Here is a 15102-nt window from a genome sequence, read left to right on the forward strand (position 1 = left end):
CGGACCCGGTGCGTTGATCCCTACCCATCGTCGGACGGGGTCACACGACGCACATCAGCCGTTCGGTAAAACCTGGTGCGGAGCGTCAGGCGGAGAAGTGGTCGGCGTCGGTGAGGAAGTCGGGCCGGCCGGCGGCGCGCGCGACGGGCGCCGAGACGAGGTAGCTGACGCCGGGCACGACGGGGATGTCCTCGACCGGCACCGCCTCGCCGGACACGCGCTTGCGGACGACGACGTGCTCGCCGACCGGCGTGTGGTCGGTGCCCGCCTGGTACGGCGAGGGCGGCACGACGGCGACGACCCGACCCCGCCCGTCGGTGATGCGGAAGGAGTCGTCGCTCATGTTGACCAGGCGCGGGAGCGGCGTGTGCACCTCACGGCGGGGCACCGCGACCCGGACGGCGGCGACGACGAGCAGGAGCATCAACGCGATCAGGAGCATGTCGTTCATCGGTCGACCTCGGGCGGACAGAGACTGGGAGTAGCACCATGGTTGCCACCCGGCGACGGCTTGCAAACGGGTGCGACGGCAAAGAATTCCGACTCGTAAAGCGAGCGTGAGGGGTTGTTTCACACCTGCCCCAGTGGGCACGGTGGTGACCGTCAGCGAGCGGCGGCTCGGACCCGGCACAGGAAGCGCGCGAGACGTGGGCCCTGGAGTGGCACTGCTGATCATCGGCGCGATCTTCGCGTTCGCGATGCGCAAGGAGCTCCCCGGCATCGACATCCAGACCGTCGGCGTGATCCTCATGCTGGCCGGTGTCGCGGTGATCGTGCACGCGCGGCGCGGCCGCGTGCACGAGGAGGAGACGACCCGGGTCGAGGAGCAGCCGCACGACCCGACCAAGCCGACCCACACGGTCGTCCGCGAGAAGACCACCGAGCGGGAGCAGAAGTAGCTCAGGCGCCGACGACCCCGTCGACGCCCTCGCGGAGCAGGTCGGCGTGCCCTTGTGGCGCGCGTACTCGTGCACGAGGTGCAGCAGGATCGTGCGCAGCGAGGCATCCGCCTCCCACGCCGGTACGGCGAACGTGGTGTCGAGCGACGGCACCGCGGCCTCGATCCGGCGCGCCTGCTCGACCTCGGTCCGCCAGGCCGCGAAGGCCTCCTCGCGGGTGCCGCCGCTCGCGTCGTACGCGGCCTGGAAGTCCCACTCCTCCGACCACACGTGCCGGACCGTCTCGCCCGCCACCACGCGGCGGAACCAGTGCCGCTCCACCTCCGCCATGTGCCGCACCAGTCCGAGCAGCGACAGCGTCGACGGCGGCATCGACCGGCGGCGCAGTTCGTCGTCGTCGAGCCCGTCGCACTTCCAGGCGAGCGTGGCGCGGTGGTAGTCGAGCCAGCCGCGCAACGACGTCCGCTCGTCGGCGGTCATCGGCGGGTCGGGGCGCGTGGTCGTCACGGCGGACGAACCTACCGCCCCGGCGGTGCGAGACTGGTGCGATGCGCCTGACCCCGCTGCTGCTGGCCGGCGCCGTCGCCCTCGCCGGGTGCGGCGCGTCCGCGGAGCCCGACCCGCCTCGCGCGCGAGCCGCGACGCCGGCCGCCATCGTCGTCGCGATCTCGGTCGACGGGCTGAACCCCACCGCGATCACGCGCCTCGGGGCGGAGGGCACGCCCGCGATCCACCGCATGCTCGCCCGCGGCGCCGGCACCCTCAACGCCCGGACCGAGCGGGAGATCACGCGCACGCTGCCGAACCACACCGGGATGCTGACCGGGCGGCCGGTCGGCGGCCCCGACGGGCACCACGTCACGTTCAACGAGGACAACGGCAGCATCCTGCCGGCCGTCGCCGAGGGCTACGTCGCGGGCGTCTTCGACGTCGTGCACGACAACGGCCTGGGCACGGCGTTCTATGCGTCGAAGGACAAGTTCGACTTCCTCGACCGGTCCTGGGACGCCGCCCACGGCGCCGCCGACGAGACCGGCGCGGACGACGGTCGCGACAAGATCGACCGGTACGTCGTCGACGACGAGGCCGACAACGTGGGCCGTCTGGTGAAGCGCCTGCAGCGCCGCCCGGACGCGTTCACGTTCCTGCACCTCGCCGAGCCGGACGCCGCGGGCCACGAGGACGGGTTCATGTCGCCGGCGTACCTCGCGGCGGTGACCGCGGCCGACCGCCAGGTCGGCCGCGTCCTCGACGCCGTGCGCAGCGACCCGGAGCTGCGGGCCAGGACGACCGTGCTGCTGACCGCCGACCACGGCGGCAAGGGGCCTGGCCACGACGACCCGACCAGGCGGGCCGACTACCGGGTGCCCTTCGTCGCCTGGGGTGCCGGCGTCGCCCGGGGCGCGGACCTCTACGCGCTCAACGACGGGCGGCGCGCCGACCCCGGCCGGGCGCGCACGTCGTACGCCGGGACCCAGCCGGTGCGCAACGGCGAGGTGGCCAACGCGGTGACCGGCCTGCTCGGTCTGCCGCCGGTGCCGGGCAGCACGTTCGGCCGGCCGCCGCTGCTGCTCGCCGGGTCCTGACACGCGGAACCGGGACTGCCGACCGCGCCCGGTCATGACCTAAGGTGGTCGCCTTCGGGGGCTTGAACAGCAGGGAGAACACCCATGCCGCTCGGGCAAGGCATCGTGGACGTCTTCGAGGCGATTCCACGACGCATAGAGATGTCCGGCCATGCGCCGACCTGGCGCATCACCGGTCCGACGTTCGATGCCGCCTGGCAGTTCGCGCAGGAGGCCCTCGACCACCCCGTGGTGACCGACCGGGAGGACCGGTCCCGCTGGTGGCCGCGGGTGACGATCACGGTCACCACCGACCCGGCGCTCGCCGAGACCGCTCCCCCGATGGAGGAGCTCCGCAAGCCGCCGCCGGTCCCCGAGCAGGTCCGCCGGGAGCGGCCGGTCGCGCTGTGGAACGACGAGGAGTACGCCGAGTCGTTCTCGCCGCTCGAGGAGATCTTCGTGCACCAGGAGGAGGTGCGCGCCGCGCGCCGTTCGGTGCCCCGCCAGCGCGACGACCGGTCGACGCACCGCGCCGACGCCTGAGCCGGGTCCCGCGACCTCCCGGCGTCAGCAGCGCGGGGCGTCGGGGTCGCCGAACACCGCCCAGCCGGGCAGCGCGTCGCGGTAGGTCTGCCGCACGGCGGGCCGCCGCGTGGCCGTCCAGTCGACGCGGCCGCCGATCTCCTGCTCGTACCGGTTCCACTCGAACCAGTCGACGAGCTTGAGCTGCGGGAGCCGGTCGAGCAGGTCGGGCGCGAGCACCTGCCGGATCCACCCGGACTTGACCCGGGTCTCGGTGGCGCCCTCGTTGCCGGGCGCGTAGAGCGCGGCCGTCTCCACCAGCGCGACCGGCTTGCCGCGGCGCTCGCCGTAGAGCCGGTAGAAGTCCGGGGTACGGCGCTCGTCGACGCCGCCGGCGGCGTACCGGCCGCGCAGCTGCGCGACGAGCTTGCCGCGCGCGGGCGGCTCGTTCTCGCCCCAGGGGTAGACGGTCCCCCAGTGGAACAACGACATCCCGACCCAGTCGACGGCCTCGTCGCCGGGGTAGTACGGCGCGTAGGGGTCGTCCTCGGGGCCGAGGTCGCCGACGAGGTCGCGGTCCAGGCTGACCGCGGCCCGGCCGCCGGGGATGGCTTCGTACTGCCCACCGACGAAGGGGTAGCCGCCGCCGTAGGCGGGCGCCCACATCGTCGCGCTGCCCGGCACGTCGGCGTGCACCGCGTCGGCGACCGCGCGGAAGGCCCGCTTGAACCGCTTCGGCTGCTGGCCCCAGGGGTACCAGGAGCCGTTCATGTCCGGGCCGAACCGGACGACCACCGGCGCCCCGGCGGCGTTCCAGTCCTGCAGCGCCTTCACGAGGGCGTCGACCGCTGCGGAGTCGACGGCCCGCAGCCCGTCGTTGGGCTCGAGCGTGAGCAGCAGGACCGCGCCCTGCTCCGCGGCGAGCCGGGCCGCCCCGTCGACGTTGTCCACGTCGGCGTCGGTGAGCGGCATCGACGCCGAGGACACCACGGCGGCCGGGTGCTCGCCGAGCCGGGCGGCGTACTTGGCGGGGGTGTCGTGGTCCCAGTCGAGGCTGACGCCCAGCCAGGCCCCGGAGTCGGGACCGAGCGGTCGCCGCACCTCGCAGGTGCTGACGTCACCGCCGCCGCCGTCGTCGGACGAGGTGGTCCCTCCGGTCGACGGGTCCGAGGAAGGGGCCGCCGCATCGTCCGGGGACGCACTGCACGACGCGAGCGTGAGCACGAGGGCGGTCCCGAGGGCGGTCCCGAGGGCGAGCAGGCCGGCGCGGAGCCTGGGCATGGCGTCATTCAACCAAGCCGGGCATTCCCGGACCGGCTCAGTACGTGGCGAGTCCCGCTCGGAAGGCGTCGAGGGCCGCGGCGCTGCTGGTGATGCGCCAGTCGGTCTCCTTGTCGAAGTGGAACCACGTGAAGCCGCGGATCTCCGGGTGCGCGTCGAGCGTGGCGAACATGTCACGGATCCAGGCCGCCTTGTCGCCGCCGACCTCGGTGCTCGCGGTCTCGCCGACGAAGATCGGCTTGCCGGTGATCGCCTGCACCTGGGTGACGCCCGCGGAGAAGACCTGCCAGAACGACTGCCACGACGTGCCGGTCTGCAGCGTCGACCAGTTGTAGCCGTCGAGCGCGACCCGGTCGACGTGGGCGTTGCCGGGGAACACCTGGTCCAGCGGCACCGAGCCCGGGTAGGGCACGTTGGGCGACCAGGACCAGGCGACGTTGGTCGCGCCGACCTTGTCGAAGATGCCGCGCACGTGCCGGAACGCGGCCACGTAGTCGGCCGGGGTGTTGCCGTTGGCCTGGGCCGACCACGGGTACCAGCTGCCGTTCATCTCGTGGCCCCAGCGGAGCACGAGCGGCTTGCCCCAGCTCTTGACCTGCCTGGCCCAGGAGGTGATGTAGCTGTCGTGCCGGCCCGCGGTGATCCGGTCGAGGGCGTACGTCGGCTGGTCGACGCCGTCGGCCGGGTTCCACGGCTCCCAGGTGACGACCGGCGTGGCTCCGCTCGCGGCCACGGCAGCGGCCCGGTCGGCCGGGAACGCGGCGCGGTCGGACCAGGCGGCGTACCACATCACGAGGTCGGGACGGCGGCCGATCTGCCCGGCCAGGGCGTCGACGCCGGACAGGTCCCAGGGCGCGCCCTCCATCGCGAGGCCGAGCTGCTGGGTGGCCCCGGGCACCGGCTTCGGCGAGATCGGGGTGGTGGCCGGCTTGGCGGCGGCGGTGGCGACGCGTCCGAGCTTGTGGTGCGGCAGCGCGGCGGTGGCGGCGCCCCCGACGAGCGTCAGCAGGACGGCGCCGGTCGCCAGGACCGCGGCTCGGCGGATCGAACGGTGCAGCATGGAACAGGCCCTCCCTGGCCACGGGTGGTGCAGGCGGGTGGACCTGTACCAGGGAGGGTATCGACGTCGCGGGCCGCCGCCTTGACCCCCGAATCGGACAAATGCCCCGAAGTGCGTGTGGCCTGGCGCTCAGCGGAGCGAGCGGTACAGCTCCACCGTCCGGGCCGCGACGGCGTCCCAGCCGAACTGCTCGACGGCGCGGGCGCGTCCGGCGAGCCCCATCCGGCGGGCCTCGTCGGGGTCGGCGGCGAGCCGGTTGACCGCGTCCGCGAAGCGCTGCTCGAAGCCGGACGCGTCGTCGGGGGTGTAGTCGACGAGCAGGCCGGTGCTGCCGTCGTCCACGACCTCGGGGATGCCGCCGACCGCGCTCGCGACGACGGCGGTCTCGCAGGCCATCGCCTCGAGGTTGACGATGCCGAGCGGCTCGTAGACCGACGGGCAGCAGAACGCGAGCGCGTGGGTCAGCACCTGCCGGACCTCCTCGCGCGGCAGCATGTCCGAGACCACGAAGATGCCGTCGCGGTCGGCCCGCAGGTCGTCGATCGCGGCGTCGGTCTCGGCCTTGAGCTCCGGCGTGTCGGCGGCACCCGCGAGCAGCACCATCTGCACGGCCGGGTCGAGGTGCAGGCCCGCGCGCAGCAGGTGCGGCACGCCCTTCTGCCGGGTGATCCGGCCGACGAACGAGACGTAGGGCCGGCCGAGGTCCACCCCGATCCGCTCCAGCACGTCGGTGCCCGGGTCGGGCCGGTAGAAGTCGGCGTCGATGCCGTTGGAGATGACGTGCACCCGGGCCGGGTCTATGGCGGGGTACGACGCGAGCACGTCCTCGCGCATGCCCCGGCTCACCGCGACCACGGCGTCGGCGCCCTCCATCGCGGTGCGCTCGGCCCACGACGAGAGCCGGTAGCCGCCGCCGAGCTGCTCGGCCTTCCACGGCCGCTGCGGCTCGAGCGAGTGCGCCGTGACGACGTGCGGGACGTCGTACAGCAGCTTGGCCCAGTGGCCGGCCATGGCGGCGTACCAGGTGTGGGAGTGCACGACGTCGGCCGACGACACCGCGGCGGTCATGGTGAGGTCGGTCGAGAGCACCCGCAGCGCGGCGTTGGCGCCCGCCAGCCGCGGGTCGTCTTCGGAGTGCGCGGTCGCGCCCTCGCGCGGCTCGCCCATGCACTGCACGTCGACGTCGACGAGCTGCTTGAGCTCGCGGACGAGGAAGTCGACGTGGACGCCGGCGCCGCCGTAGACGTCCGGGGGGTACTCGCGGGTCAGCACCGACACCTTCATGCTCGGAGGCTAGCCACCTCCGGCGAGGGAGTCGACCGGGCTCAGCTCGTCCACGCCCGCCAGAGGGCGGCGTACTCCCCGTCGCGCTCGACGAGCTCGTGATGGCTGCCGAGCTCGACGATCCGGCCGTCGATCACGACCGCGATCCGGTCGGCGTCGTGGGCGGTGTGCAGCCGGTGCGCGATGGCCACGACGGTGCGGCCGTCGAGCAGGGCGTTCATCGAGCCCTCCAGCGTGCGGGCGGTGCGCGGGTCGATCAGCGAGGTCGCCTCGTCGAGCACGAGCGTGTGCGGGTCGGCCACGATCAGCCGGGCCAGCGCGATCTGCTGCGCCTGCGCTGGGGTCAGGCTCTGCTGACCGGACCCGATCATCGTGTCCAGGCCGTCGGGCAGGCGCTCGACCCAGCCCAGCGAGCCGACGGCGCGCAGGGCGGCCCGCACGGCGGCGTCGTCGGAGTCCTCGCGGGCGAGGACGATGTTGTCGCGGATCGTGCCGATGAACAGGTGGTGCTCCTGGGTGACCAGCGCGACCTCGGTGCGCAGCACCTCGAGCGGCAGGTCGACGAGCTCGACGCCGCCGACGCTGGCGGAGCCGGTGCGCGGCCGGTTGATGCCCGACAGCAGCCGGCCGAGCGTGGACTTGCCCGAGCCGCTCGGGCCGACGATCGCGAGCCGCTCCCCCACCTCGAGGTGCAGGTCGACACCGTGCAGCACGTCGTGGTCGGCGCGGTAGGCGAAGCGCAGGTCGCGGCCGACGAGCTCGACGCCGTCGGGACGGGTGTCGCCGGGCTCGCGGTCCGGCGGCACCTCGGCGATGCCGAGCAGCCGGGCGGTGGACGCGGCGCCGACCTGGAGCCGGTCGACCTCGCCGATCAGCCGGTCGAGCGGGTCTCCGAGCGCCTCGACGTACAGCACGGCGGTGGTGATCTGGCCGAGGTTCACCCAGCCCTGGGTGTAGGCGTAGGCACCGACGAGCAGGGTGATGACGCGCGGCGACTGGAAGGCGAAGTTCAGCACCACGAACAGCAGGTTGCGCAGCGTCATGCCGTAGCGCTCGGCCTGCGCCGAGACGGCGATGTCGTCGGAGCCGGCGGCCACGCGGCGGTCGGAGAGGCGCAGCGACTCGGAGGTGCGGGCGCCCTCGACGGTCTCGGTCAGGGTGGTGTTGATGCGGGAGTACGTCGCGCCCTCGTTGATGTAGCCCTTGGGCGCACGCCGCAGGTAGCCGCGGACCGCCCAGAGAGCCGTCGCGAACGTCGCGAGGGCGGGCAGCGCGAGCACCACGGAGTTGAGCAGCATCGCGAGGATCGACAGCACGACGGTGAGCAGCGAGATGATCGCCATCGGCAGGCCGTACTGCACGGACCGGCTCATCGTGCCGACGTCCCGGGTGACCCGGGTGACCAGGTCGCCGGTGCTGGCGCTCTCCACGCGTCCCAGCGGCAGCGCGAGGATCGTGCGGACGATGTGCTCGCGGGCGCTGGCCAGCAGGTCCTGGCCGAACAGCGTGGAGGTGCGCTGGGCGAGGAAGGTCAGCAGCGAGTGGGCGCACACCACGCCGACCACGAGGAGCGCGACGGTGCCGACTCCGTCGGGCACGCCACCCTTCGCGTCGACGGTGCGGTTGACGAGGTCGCCGAGCAGGCGCGGGACGACGAGGGCGGCGCCGGCCGCGAGCGCGTTGAGCACGACCAGGGCGGCGAACCGGCCGCGCCGGGTGAGCAGCAGCTCGCGGAAGAACGCGAGCACGGCGCGGTTGCCGGCGACCGGCCAGCCGCGGGCGGCGCTGCGCGAGGCGGTGTAGTTCTCCTCGGCGCGCACCCGGCGCAGGTCGTGCCGTTGCCAGAGCGCGTGCCAGCGCTCCCGCCAGGTGGCGTCGACCGGGGGCTCGAGCGCGGGCGGGATCGCCGGCGGCTCGTCCCCGTGGTCGCGCCAGGTGTCGGCGGAGGTGGCGAGCAGGTCGGTGGTCATCGGCCCGCCTCCTCGACGGTGACCTCGTCGAGCCCGCGGGCGACGAGGTGGCGGTAGTCGGGGTTGTCGTGGAGCAGGTCGGCGTGCGCACCCTCGGCGACGACGGTGCCGTCGTGCAGCAGCACGACGTGGTCGGCGTGGTGCAGCCACAGCGGCGACACCGTGGTGACCACGGTGGTGCGGCCGTGCCGCAGCTCGCTGACCCGCTCGGCGATGCGGGCCTCGGTGTGCGCGTCGACGGCGGAGGTCGGCTCGACCAGCACGAGCACCGGGGCCTCGGCGGCGAGGGCGCGGGCGAGGACGACGCGCTGGCGCTGGCCGCCGGACAGGCCGCGTCCGCGCTCCTCCAGCTCCCCCTGCCAGCCTTCGGGGAGGGCGTCGTACACGTCCTCGGCGTTGGCCACCCGCAGCGCGCGCTCGGCCTGCTCGCGGGTGAGCCGCCCGTGCGGGTCGATGGCCTGCTGGAGAGTGCCGGCGAACAGCTGGCTGCCGGTGTCGCTGACCAGGATCGTGCGGCGCACGTCGTCGAGGCGGGCGTCGGCGAGGTCGACGCCGCCGAGCCGGACGCCCCAGTCGCGGCCGGCGAGCTCCTCGTCCTGCGCGGCGATCAGCGCGCGGCGGCGGGCACGCTCGGCGCGGGCGCGGCGGGCGGCGCGGCCCTTCGCGTGCTCCTCGTCGTCGGCGGCGACCGGGTCGGTGTCGGTGGCGAGGTAACGGCCCAAGCGGTCGGCGAGCGCCGCGCTCTGCTCGGGCACGGCGCTGACCACGACGGTCAGCAGACCGGGCCGCGCGACGAAGCCGCTGACGTCGTCGACGAGCTCCGACGTACCGTCGAGCGACAGTGCTGCGGCACGTTCGCGCCAGGGCGGCTGCTGCTCGAAGATCGAGATCGCCCGGCGGGCGCTGACCAGCGCGCGGGTGGTCTTCTGGGCGAGCTCGAAGAAGCTGCGGATCGGGCCGACCATGAACAGGCCGTAGCCGAGGAAGCTCACCAGCTGGCCGACCGTGAGCTCGCCGGCGGTCACCTGCTGCGAGCCCAGCCAGAGCAGGCTGACCAGGAAGACGCCGGAGAACAGCACGCCGACGGCCTCGACCGCGGCCTGCCAGATCCCCGAGGAGGTGCCGGCCTCGCGGGCGAGCTGCGACTGCCGGGCGTAGTTGCGGCCGAACGTCCGCTCGCCGCCGATGCCGCGCAGGATGCGCAGGCCGGCCACGATGTCGGCGGCCATCGAGGTCAGGTCGGAGTTGCGGCTGCGCTCCACCTGCTGGCGTCGGTGCAGCGGGCGGAGCAGCGGCAGCGCGGCGCCGACGAGCACCGGCGCGGCGACGAGCACGACGACGCCGAGCAGGGGCGAGATGGAGAGCACGATGGCGGCGACGGTCAGGTAGGACACGAGCTGGGCGAGGCACCGCGCGACGATCTCGGTCATCGCGCCGAACTCGTCGGCGTCGCTGGAGGCCACGCTCAGCACCTCGCCGGTCGGCGACCGGCGCGGCAGGACGTGGCCCATCTGCGCGATCTTGCGGGTGACCATCTCGGTGGTGCCGTAGAGCGCGATCAGCCAGGTGCGGACGACGAAGGTGTGGAACACGACGCCGAACACGCCGCCCACCGCGACCACGGCCATCATCAGCCCGGCCCAGGCCCACAGCGCCGGCTCGGAGCCGCCGAGGATGCCTTGGTCGACGGCCTTGCCGAAGATCCACGGGCCGAGCGTCATCGGCAGGAACCACAGCAGCGACGACAGCGTGGAGCAGGCGATCACCTTCCACTGCCGCGCCAGCATCCAGCGCAGGAAGGCGCCGGGAGAGCGCGTGTCGGGATCGGCCTCGGCGGGACTTCCGTCGCCCGAGACGAAGGTGCGGACGCGGGGCGGGAAGTCTTGCATGGCACGGAGAAGCCTAGGTGGGGTCCGCGCGGGCAGCGACCGATTTTCGGCCGGTGTGGGCTTCCGCACGCAGCGTGGACCGGGCGCTCCGGGACCTGGTCACCCCGCCGTAGCCGCCCCGATCAAAGTGACAGAGGACAGGGGACTGCTCAGCCCCTAGGGTGCTGTTCATGGCTCGCGTCCTCGCAATCGTCCTGGCCGGAGGGGAAGGGAAGCGGCTGATGCCGCTGACCGAGGACCGCGCGAAGCCGGCGGTGCCGTTCGGCGGCTCCTACCGGCTGATCGACTTCGCGCTGTCGAACCTCGTCAACGCCGGCTACCTCAACGTCGCCGTGCTGACGCAGTACAAGTCGCACTCCCTCGACCGGCACATCTCGATGACCTGGCGGCTGAGCAGCCTGCTCGGCAACTACGTCGCGCCGGTGCCGGCACAGCAGCGCCGCGGCCCCAACTGGTACCTCGGCAGCGCCGACGCGATCTACCAGTCGATGAACCTCATCATCGACGCCAAGCCGGAGTACATCGTGGTGTTCGGCGCCGACCACGTGTACCGGATGGACGCCTCCCAGATGGTCGACGCGCACATCGCGTCCGGGGCGGGCGCGACGGTGGCCGGCATCCGGGTGCCGCGCAAGGACGCCTGGCAGTTCGGCGTGATCAAGACGGCCGACGACGGGATCGGGATCGACGAGTTCCTGGAGAAGCCGGCCGACCCGCCGGGGCTGGTCGACTCGCCCGAGGAGTCCTACGCGTCGATGGGCAACTACGTCTTCACCGCCGACGCGCTCGTCGAGGCGCTGGAGAAGGACGCCGCCAACCCCACCAGCCGGCACGACATGGGTGGCGACATCATCCCGATGATGGTCGAGCAGGGCCGCGCGGCGGTCTACGACTTCAAGCGCAACGCCGTGCCCGGCGCGACCGAGCGGGACCGGGACTACTGGCGCGACGTCGGGACGCTCGACAGCTACCACGACGCGCACCTGGACCTGGTGTCGACGGTGCCGATCTTCAACCTGTACAACACCAGTTGGCCGATCTTCACGTCCAACTCCCAGCTGCCCGGCGCGAAGTTCAGCCAGGGCGCGAGCGTGCGCGACTCGATCGTGTGCGCGGGCTCGATCGTGTCGGCGGCGTCGGTGGAGACCTCCGTGATCGGCACGCAGGTGTTCGTCGGCGACGGCGCCTACGTGCAGCGCAGCGTGCTGCTGGACGGCGTGCGGATCGGGCGCGGCGCGGTCGTCCGCAACGCGATCCTCGACAAGAACGTCGTCGTCCCCGACGGGGCATTGATCGGCGTCGACCACGGCGAGGACAAGCGCCGCGGCTTCGTGGTGAGCGACGGCGGCGTGACGGTGCTCGGGAAGGGCAAGAAGGTCCTCCCCTGACGGCCGGGCGGCACGGGCGGCGGGCGAAGGGAGAGGTCTGATGGCGGGAGAGGTCTGATGGCCGACCCGGGACGCGAGATCCTGCCGGATCCCGAGGAGCACCTGACCGACGGCTGGGATCCCGACACTCCCGACGACGACACCCTGGTCCGGCAGGCCGCCCTGGTCCACGCGTCCTGGGCGGTGACCGTGGGCGCGGCGCTCGGCCGCCCGCACCGGACCACCCCGCGGTGGGCGGCCGCCTGCATCGCCGACCGGGGCGCGCTCAGCAACCCGGTCGTGCTCCTCCAGCCGCCCCGCGAGGATCTCCGGGCCCTGCTCGCCGAGGTCGACGAGGTGGTCGCGCCGCCGGCGCCGTACTTCCTGGTCAGCCCGTTCCCCACCCCCGACCTCCGACCGCACGGGCTCGAGCTGATCGGGCACCCGCCACTGATGGTGCGCTTCCCCGCGCCGAGCCACCGGTCCGACCGTCCGCTGCCGGCCGGCGTCGAGCTGCGCGAGGTCACCGACGCCGACGGCCTCGCGGTGGCGGAGCGCGTGCTGGTCGAGGGCTACCCGATGCCCGACCTCCAGCCCCTCGTGCGCGGCTCGGTGCTCGGCGAGCCGCTGCTCGCCCACCGCACGCGGGTGTGGGTGGCGTACGTCGACGGCGCGCCGGCCGCGGTCGCCTGCGCACACCTGCACGCGCGCGCCACGCTGGTCGAGTACGTCGCCGCGCTGCCCGCCGCGCGAGGTCGCGGTGCGGGCGCGGCCGTCACGTGGGCCGCGACGACGGCCGACCCGGACCTGCCGGCGATGCTGGTCGCCAGCGACGACGGGCGCCCGCTGTACGCGTCGATGGGGTTCGTGGCGATCGAGCGGTGGACGGCGTGGCTGCGGCCGGGTCAGAACGTCACGTAGAGCAGCCCGGACACCTGCAGCCACCACAGGCCGCCCAGCGCGACGCCGGCGAGAACCAACGCTCCCGCGAGGCCCCGCAGGCACGCCCGGACGCCGCACGAGCGCACCGCGTGCACGAGCAGCGTCGTGCCCACGACCGCGAACACCACCGCGGCAGGAAGCACACCCCGCGCCGGGAGATCGCCACCGGTGACCAGCAGCCACAGGGTCGGACCGGCTCCGACGACCAGCGCCGCGGTCACGATCCCGAGCGCCTTGGGCCCCGATCGTTCCCGGGCGTCCGCACTCGCCAGGCCGCCGAGCAGTCCCATCAAGGCCCCGCCGCCGACGGCAGCCACGGTCCAGGCGAGACCGCCGCTGTCCGAGAGCTGGGCAACGGCCGCGTGGCGCCCGTCGACCAGCCACTGCATCCCGTAGTAGCTGACGATCAGCACCAGTCCGGTCAGCGCTCCGGCTGCGGCCCCCCGGCCGATGTGGCCACCCGCCCAGGCCCAGCCGGCCCCGAACGCGAGCAGCACCCAGGTGAACTGCGACGTCGCCACCACTGAGATCGCGCCGAGGTCCCAGCGCCACAGCAGCACCTGGAAGACCCCGCCGACCAGCACGGCGACAGCCACGAGCCCCGCGACGGAGGCGGTACGACGCATCAGCACGGACGCATCCTCGCCCACCCCGGCGGCGGACCCGCGCAGGCGGTCACGCCTCGCGGGTGGCCAGCTCGTCCAGCACGGCGCGGAACGTCCGGTAGCGACGCTCCCCCACCTCCGCCCGCCACCGGTCCTCCACGCGTGCCACTCGCCGCGCGACCTTGCGCACCGTGCGGGTGCCGAGCGGGGTACGTCGCACGACCCGGAGCCGCCGGTCCGCAGGGTCCGCCACCGTGACCAGGTGCCCGGACTCGACGAGCTGGGTGACGAACTGGCCGCAACCCTGCTTGGTCATCCGGACCCGCTCGGCGAGGTCGGTGACGCTGATGCCCTCGTCGGGAACCAGGGTGATCACCCGGAAGTGTGACTGCCGCAGCCCCTGCCAGTCCTCGCCGGCGAACGCGTCGCGTACCTCCTCGATGAGGGTGCCGAGGAGCATCAGGACGTGCTTCTCGTCCTCGGCGATCCCCTTGACGAAACTCATAAAGCAACTTTACAGTCATCTGGTCGTCAAGCAACTTTCCGATCTCGGCGGACCAGGCGAATCGAGGCAGCCATGGCCGACCGGTCCCTCCTGGGCGGCGCCGACGTCAGCGACGAGCACCTGCGCGCGATGGTCGCCCACCAGCTCGACACCTCCCCCGAACGGCTCGGCGAGCTGACCTGCGACGTCGAGGAGGTCGCCTACGACATCCCGGCGATCACGACCGCCGGCCGCTGGTGGGTGCGCGGGACCGCCGACACCGGGGACGGAGAGGCCTCGTTCGCGTTCTTCGTCAAGGCGGTGCAGGCGTGGGAGCGCTCACCGGTCTTCCAGTACGTGCCCGAGGAGCTCCGCGAGTTCGCCGCGAGCAGCTTCCCGTTCCGCACCGAGGGCGCCGCCTACCGCTCCGACCTGGCCGACCGGCTGCCGCCGGGCCTCCGCATGCCGACGGCGTACGACGTGCACGAGATCGACGACCGCTCCTACGCGCTCTGGCTCGAGGCGGTGCCGGCCGTCACCGCGACGTGGGACCTCGACCGCTACCGCCGGGCCGCCCGGCTGCTCGGCCGGATGGCCGCGAGCCGCGACGTCGCGCCGCTCGCGCTGGTCGGCGACTTCCCGTTCCGGGTGCGCGACTACGTCGAGGGCCGGCTCGCGAACCAGGTGGTCCCGGCACTGCGCTCCGACGTGTGGCAGCACCCGGCGATCGCGGCGACCTGGGACCCGGAGCTTCGGGAGCGGGTGCTCGCCTCGCTCGACCACCTCGCTGAGTGGGCCGACGAGGCCGACGCGCTCCCCCCGGCGGCCACCCACGGCGACGCCTGCCCCAACAACCTGCTGGTCACCCCGCTCGACCCCGACGGGTTCGTGCTGATCGACTACGGGCTCTGGAACGCGCTGCCGGTCGGCTTCGACCTGGGCCAGCTGCTCGTCGGCGACGTCGTCATCGGCCGCCGGCCCAGCGCGCGGCTGGCCGAGACGGAGGCGGCGATCGTGCCGGCGTACGTCGAGGGCCTGCGCGCCGAGGGCAGCGACGTCGGGGAGGCGACGGTGCGCCGCGGGCACGCGCTGATGACGTACCTGTTCAACGGTGTCTCCGCACTGCCGTTCGAGGAGCTCGACCTCGGTCAGGTGCCCGACGCGCTCGCGGCGCTGGCCGCCGAGCGCGCCGCCGTCGCGCGGTTCTGCCTCGACCTCGTCGACGCGACCTGAC

General features: G+C 73.4%; 14 protein-coding genes and 1 pseudogene. 6 read left to right on the plus strand and 9 right to left on the minus strand.

Annotated features, from left to right (window positions below):
- Positions 1–85: 85 nt before the first annotated feature.
- Positions 86–451 (minus strand): hypothetical protein, encoded by a 366-nt coding sequence (locus ETU37_RS00165; protein WP_129984855.1) that lies wholly within the window; start codon positions 449–451, stop codon positions 86–88.
- A 208-nt stretch (positions 452–659) separates the two neighbouring features.
- Between ETU37_RS00165 and ETU37_RS00170 the strand changes: the two genes are divergently transcribed.
- A complete protein-coding gene (locus ETU37_RS00170; RefSeq protein ID WP_165372324.1) occupies positions 660–899 on the plus strand; it encodes a DUF6479 family protein in 240 nt (79 codons plus the stop codon).
- Between the two features lie 108 nt (positions 900–1007).
- Here ETU37_RS00170 and ETU37_RS00175 read toward each other — a convergent pair.
- Positions 1008–1379: pseudogene (locus ETU37_RS00175) on the minus strand (mycothiol transferase); the annotation flags it as partial.
- A 68-nt stretch (positions 1380–1447) separates the two neighbouring features.
- On the opposite strand from ETU37_RS00175, the gene ETU37_RS00180 reads away from it, so the two are divergent.
- Positions 1448–2485 carry an alkaline phosphatase family protein gene (locus ETU37_RS00180; RefSeq protein WP_129984857.1) on the plus strand — a complete coding sequence of 346 codons (1038 nt, stop codon included), beginning with the start codon at positions 1448–1450 and terminating at the stop codon, positions 2483–2485.
- 84 nt (positions 2486–2569) lie between these two features.
- Positions 2570–3007 (plus strand): hypothetical protein, encoded by a 438-nt coding sequence (locus ETU37_RS00185; RefSeq protein ID WP_129984858.1) that lies wholly within the window; start codon positions 2570–2572, stop codon positions 3005–3007.
- A gap of 24 nt (positions 3008–3031) precedes the next feature.
- Here the strand turns inward: ETU37_RS00185 and ETU37_RS00190 are convergent, their stop codons facing one another.
- From ETU37_RS00190 to ETU37_RS00210, 5 genes are all read right to left on the minus strand, one after another.
- Positions 3032–4267 (minus strand): glycoside hydrolase family 26 protein, encoded by a 1236-nt coding sequence (locus ETU37_RS00190; RefSeq protein ID WP_129984859.1) that lies wholly within the window; start codon positions 4265–4267, stop codon positions 3032–3034.
- A 37-nt stretch (positions 4268–4304) separates the two neighbouring features.
- On the minus strand, positions 4305–5327 hold the full coding sequence (locus tag ETU37_RS00195; protein ID WP_129984860.1) for a glycoside hydrolase family 26 protein: 1023 nt from the start codon (positions 5325–5327) through the stop codon (positions 4305–4307).
- 129 nt (positions 5328–5456) lie between these two features.
- A complete protein-coding gene (gene glgA, locus ETU37_RS00200; RefSeq protein WP_129984861.1) occupies positions 5457–6611 on the minus strand; it encodes a glycogen synthase in 1155 nt (384 codons plus the stop codon).
- Between the two features lie 41 nt (positions 6612–6652).
- Positions 6653–8581 carry an ABC transporter ATP-binding protein gene (locus tag ETU37_RS00205; protein WP_129984862.1) on the minus strand — a complete coding sequence of 643 codons (1929 nt, stop codon included), beginning with the start codon at positions 8579–8581 and terminating at the stop codon, positions 6653–6655.
- Complete coding sequence (locus tag ETU37_RS00210; protein ID WP_129984863.1) at positions 8578–10470, minus strand: ABC transporter ATP-binding protein; 1893 nt, start codon at positions 10468–10470, stop codon at positions 8578–8580. Before ETU37_RS00210 ends, ETU37_RS00205 begins: the two co-directional genes overlap by 4 nt.
- Positions 10471–10640: 170 nt before the next feature.
- On the opposite strand from ETU37_RS00210, the gene glgC reads away from it, so the two are divergent.
- Both glgC and ETU37_RS00220 read left to right on the plus strand, forming a co-directional pair.
- A complete protein-coding gene (gene glgC, locus ETU37_RS00215; protein WP_129984864.1) occupies positions 10641–11858 on the plus strand; it encodes a glucose-1-phosphate adenylyltransferase in 1218 nt (405 codons plus the stop codon).
- A 57-nt stretch (positions 11859–11915) separates the two neighbouring features.
- Positions 11916–12758 carry an N-acetyltransferase gene (locus ETU37_RS00220; protein WP_129984865.1) on the plus strand — a complete coding sequence of 281 codons (843 nt, stop codon included), beginning with the start codon at positions 11916–11918 and terminating at the stop codon, positions 12756–12758.
- On the opposite strand, the gene ETU37_RS00225 is transcribed toward ETU37_RS00220, so the two are convergent.
- Positions 12743–13411 (minus strand): hypothetical protein, encoded by a 669-nt coding sequence (locus tag ETU37_RS00225; RefSeq protein WP_129984866.1) that lies wholly within the window; start codon positions 13409–13411, stop codon positions 12743–12745. The two genes, ETU37_RS00220 and ETU37_RS00225, sit on opposite strands and share 16 nt — an antisense overlap.
- A 43-nt stretch (positions 13412–13454) precedes the next feature.
- Positions 13455–13889, minus strand: coding sequence for a MarR family winged helix-turn-helix transcriptional regulator (locus tag ETU37_RS00230; RefSeq protein ID WP_129984867.1), 435 nt, complete (start codon positions 13887–13889; stop codon positions 13455–13457).
- A gap of 72 nt (positions 13890–13961) precedes the next feature.
- Here ETU37_RS00230 and ETU37_RS00235 point away from each other — a divergent pair, with 72 nt between their 5' ends.
- Positions 13962–15101, plus strand: a complete 1140-nt coding sequence (locus tag ETU37_RS00235; protein WP_129984868.1) for a phosphotransferase — start codon at positions 13962–13964, stop codon at positions 15099–15101.
- The last annotated feature ends 1 nt before the right edge of the window (position 15102 follow it).

This window comes from Nocardioides iriomotensis (assembly GCF_004168035.1).
In the GTDB taxonomy this organism is placed as follows: domain Bacteria; phylum Actinomycetota; class Actinomycetes; order Propionibacteriales; family Nocardioidaceae; genus Nocardioides_B; species Nocardioides_B iriomotensis.

Excerpts from the sequence above, each read along its gene's own strand:
- ETU37_RS00220 (WP_129984865.1), top strand. The coding sequence starts at position 11,916 with ATGGCCGACCCGGGACGCGAGATCCTGCCGGATCCCGAGGAGCACCTG.
- ETU37_RS00205 (WP_129984862.1), bottom strand. The coding sequence starts at position 8,581 with ATGACCACCGACCTGCTCGCCACCTCCGCCGACACCTGGCGCGACCAC.
- ETU37_RS00185 (WP_129984858.1), top strand. The coding sequence starts at position 2,570 with ATGCCGCTCGGGCAAGGCATCGTGGACGTCTTCGAGGCGATTCCACGA.
- ETU37_RS00180 (WP_129984857.1), top strand. The coding sequence starts at position 1,448 with ATGCGCCTGACCCCGCTGCTGCTGGCCGGCGCCGTCGCCCTCGCCGGG.
- ETU37_RS00230 (WP_129984867.1), bottom strand. The coding sequence starts at position 13,889 with ATGAGTTTCGTCAAGGGGATCGCCGAGGACGAGAAGCACGTCCTGATG.
- ETU37_RS00195 (WP_129984860.1), bottom strand. The coding sequence starts at position 5,327 with ATGCTGCACCGTTCGATCCGCCGAGCCGCGGTCCTGGCGACCGGCGCC.
- ETU37_RS00190 (WP_129984859.1), bottom strand. The coding sequence starts at position 4,267 with ATGCCCAGGCTCCGCGCCGGCCTGCTCGCCCTCGGGACCGCCCTCGGG.
- ETU37_RS00165 (WP_129984855.1), bottom strand. The coding sequence starts at position 451 with ATGAACGACATGCTCCTGATCGCGTTGATGCTCCTGCTCGTCGTCGCC.
- glgC (WP_129984864.1), top strand. The coding sequence starts at position 10,641 with ATGGCTCGCGTCCTCGCAATCGTCCTGGCCGGAGGGGAAGGGAAGCGG.
- ETU37_RS00235 (WP_129984868.1), top strand. The coding sequence starts at position 13,962 with ATGGCCGACCGGTCCCTCCTGGGCGGCGCCGACGTCAGCGACGAGCAC.
- ETU37_RS00210 (WP_129984863.1), bottom strand. The coding sequence starts at position 10,470 with ATGCAAGACTTCCCGCCCCGCGTCCGCACCTTCGTCTCGGGCGACGGA.
- glgA (WP_129984861.1), bottom strand. The coding sequence starts at position 6,611 with ATGAAGGTGTCGGTGCTGACCCGCGAGTACCCCCCGGACGTCTACGGC.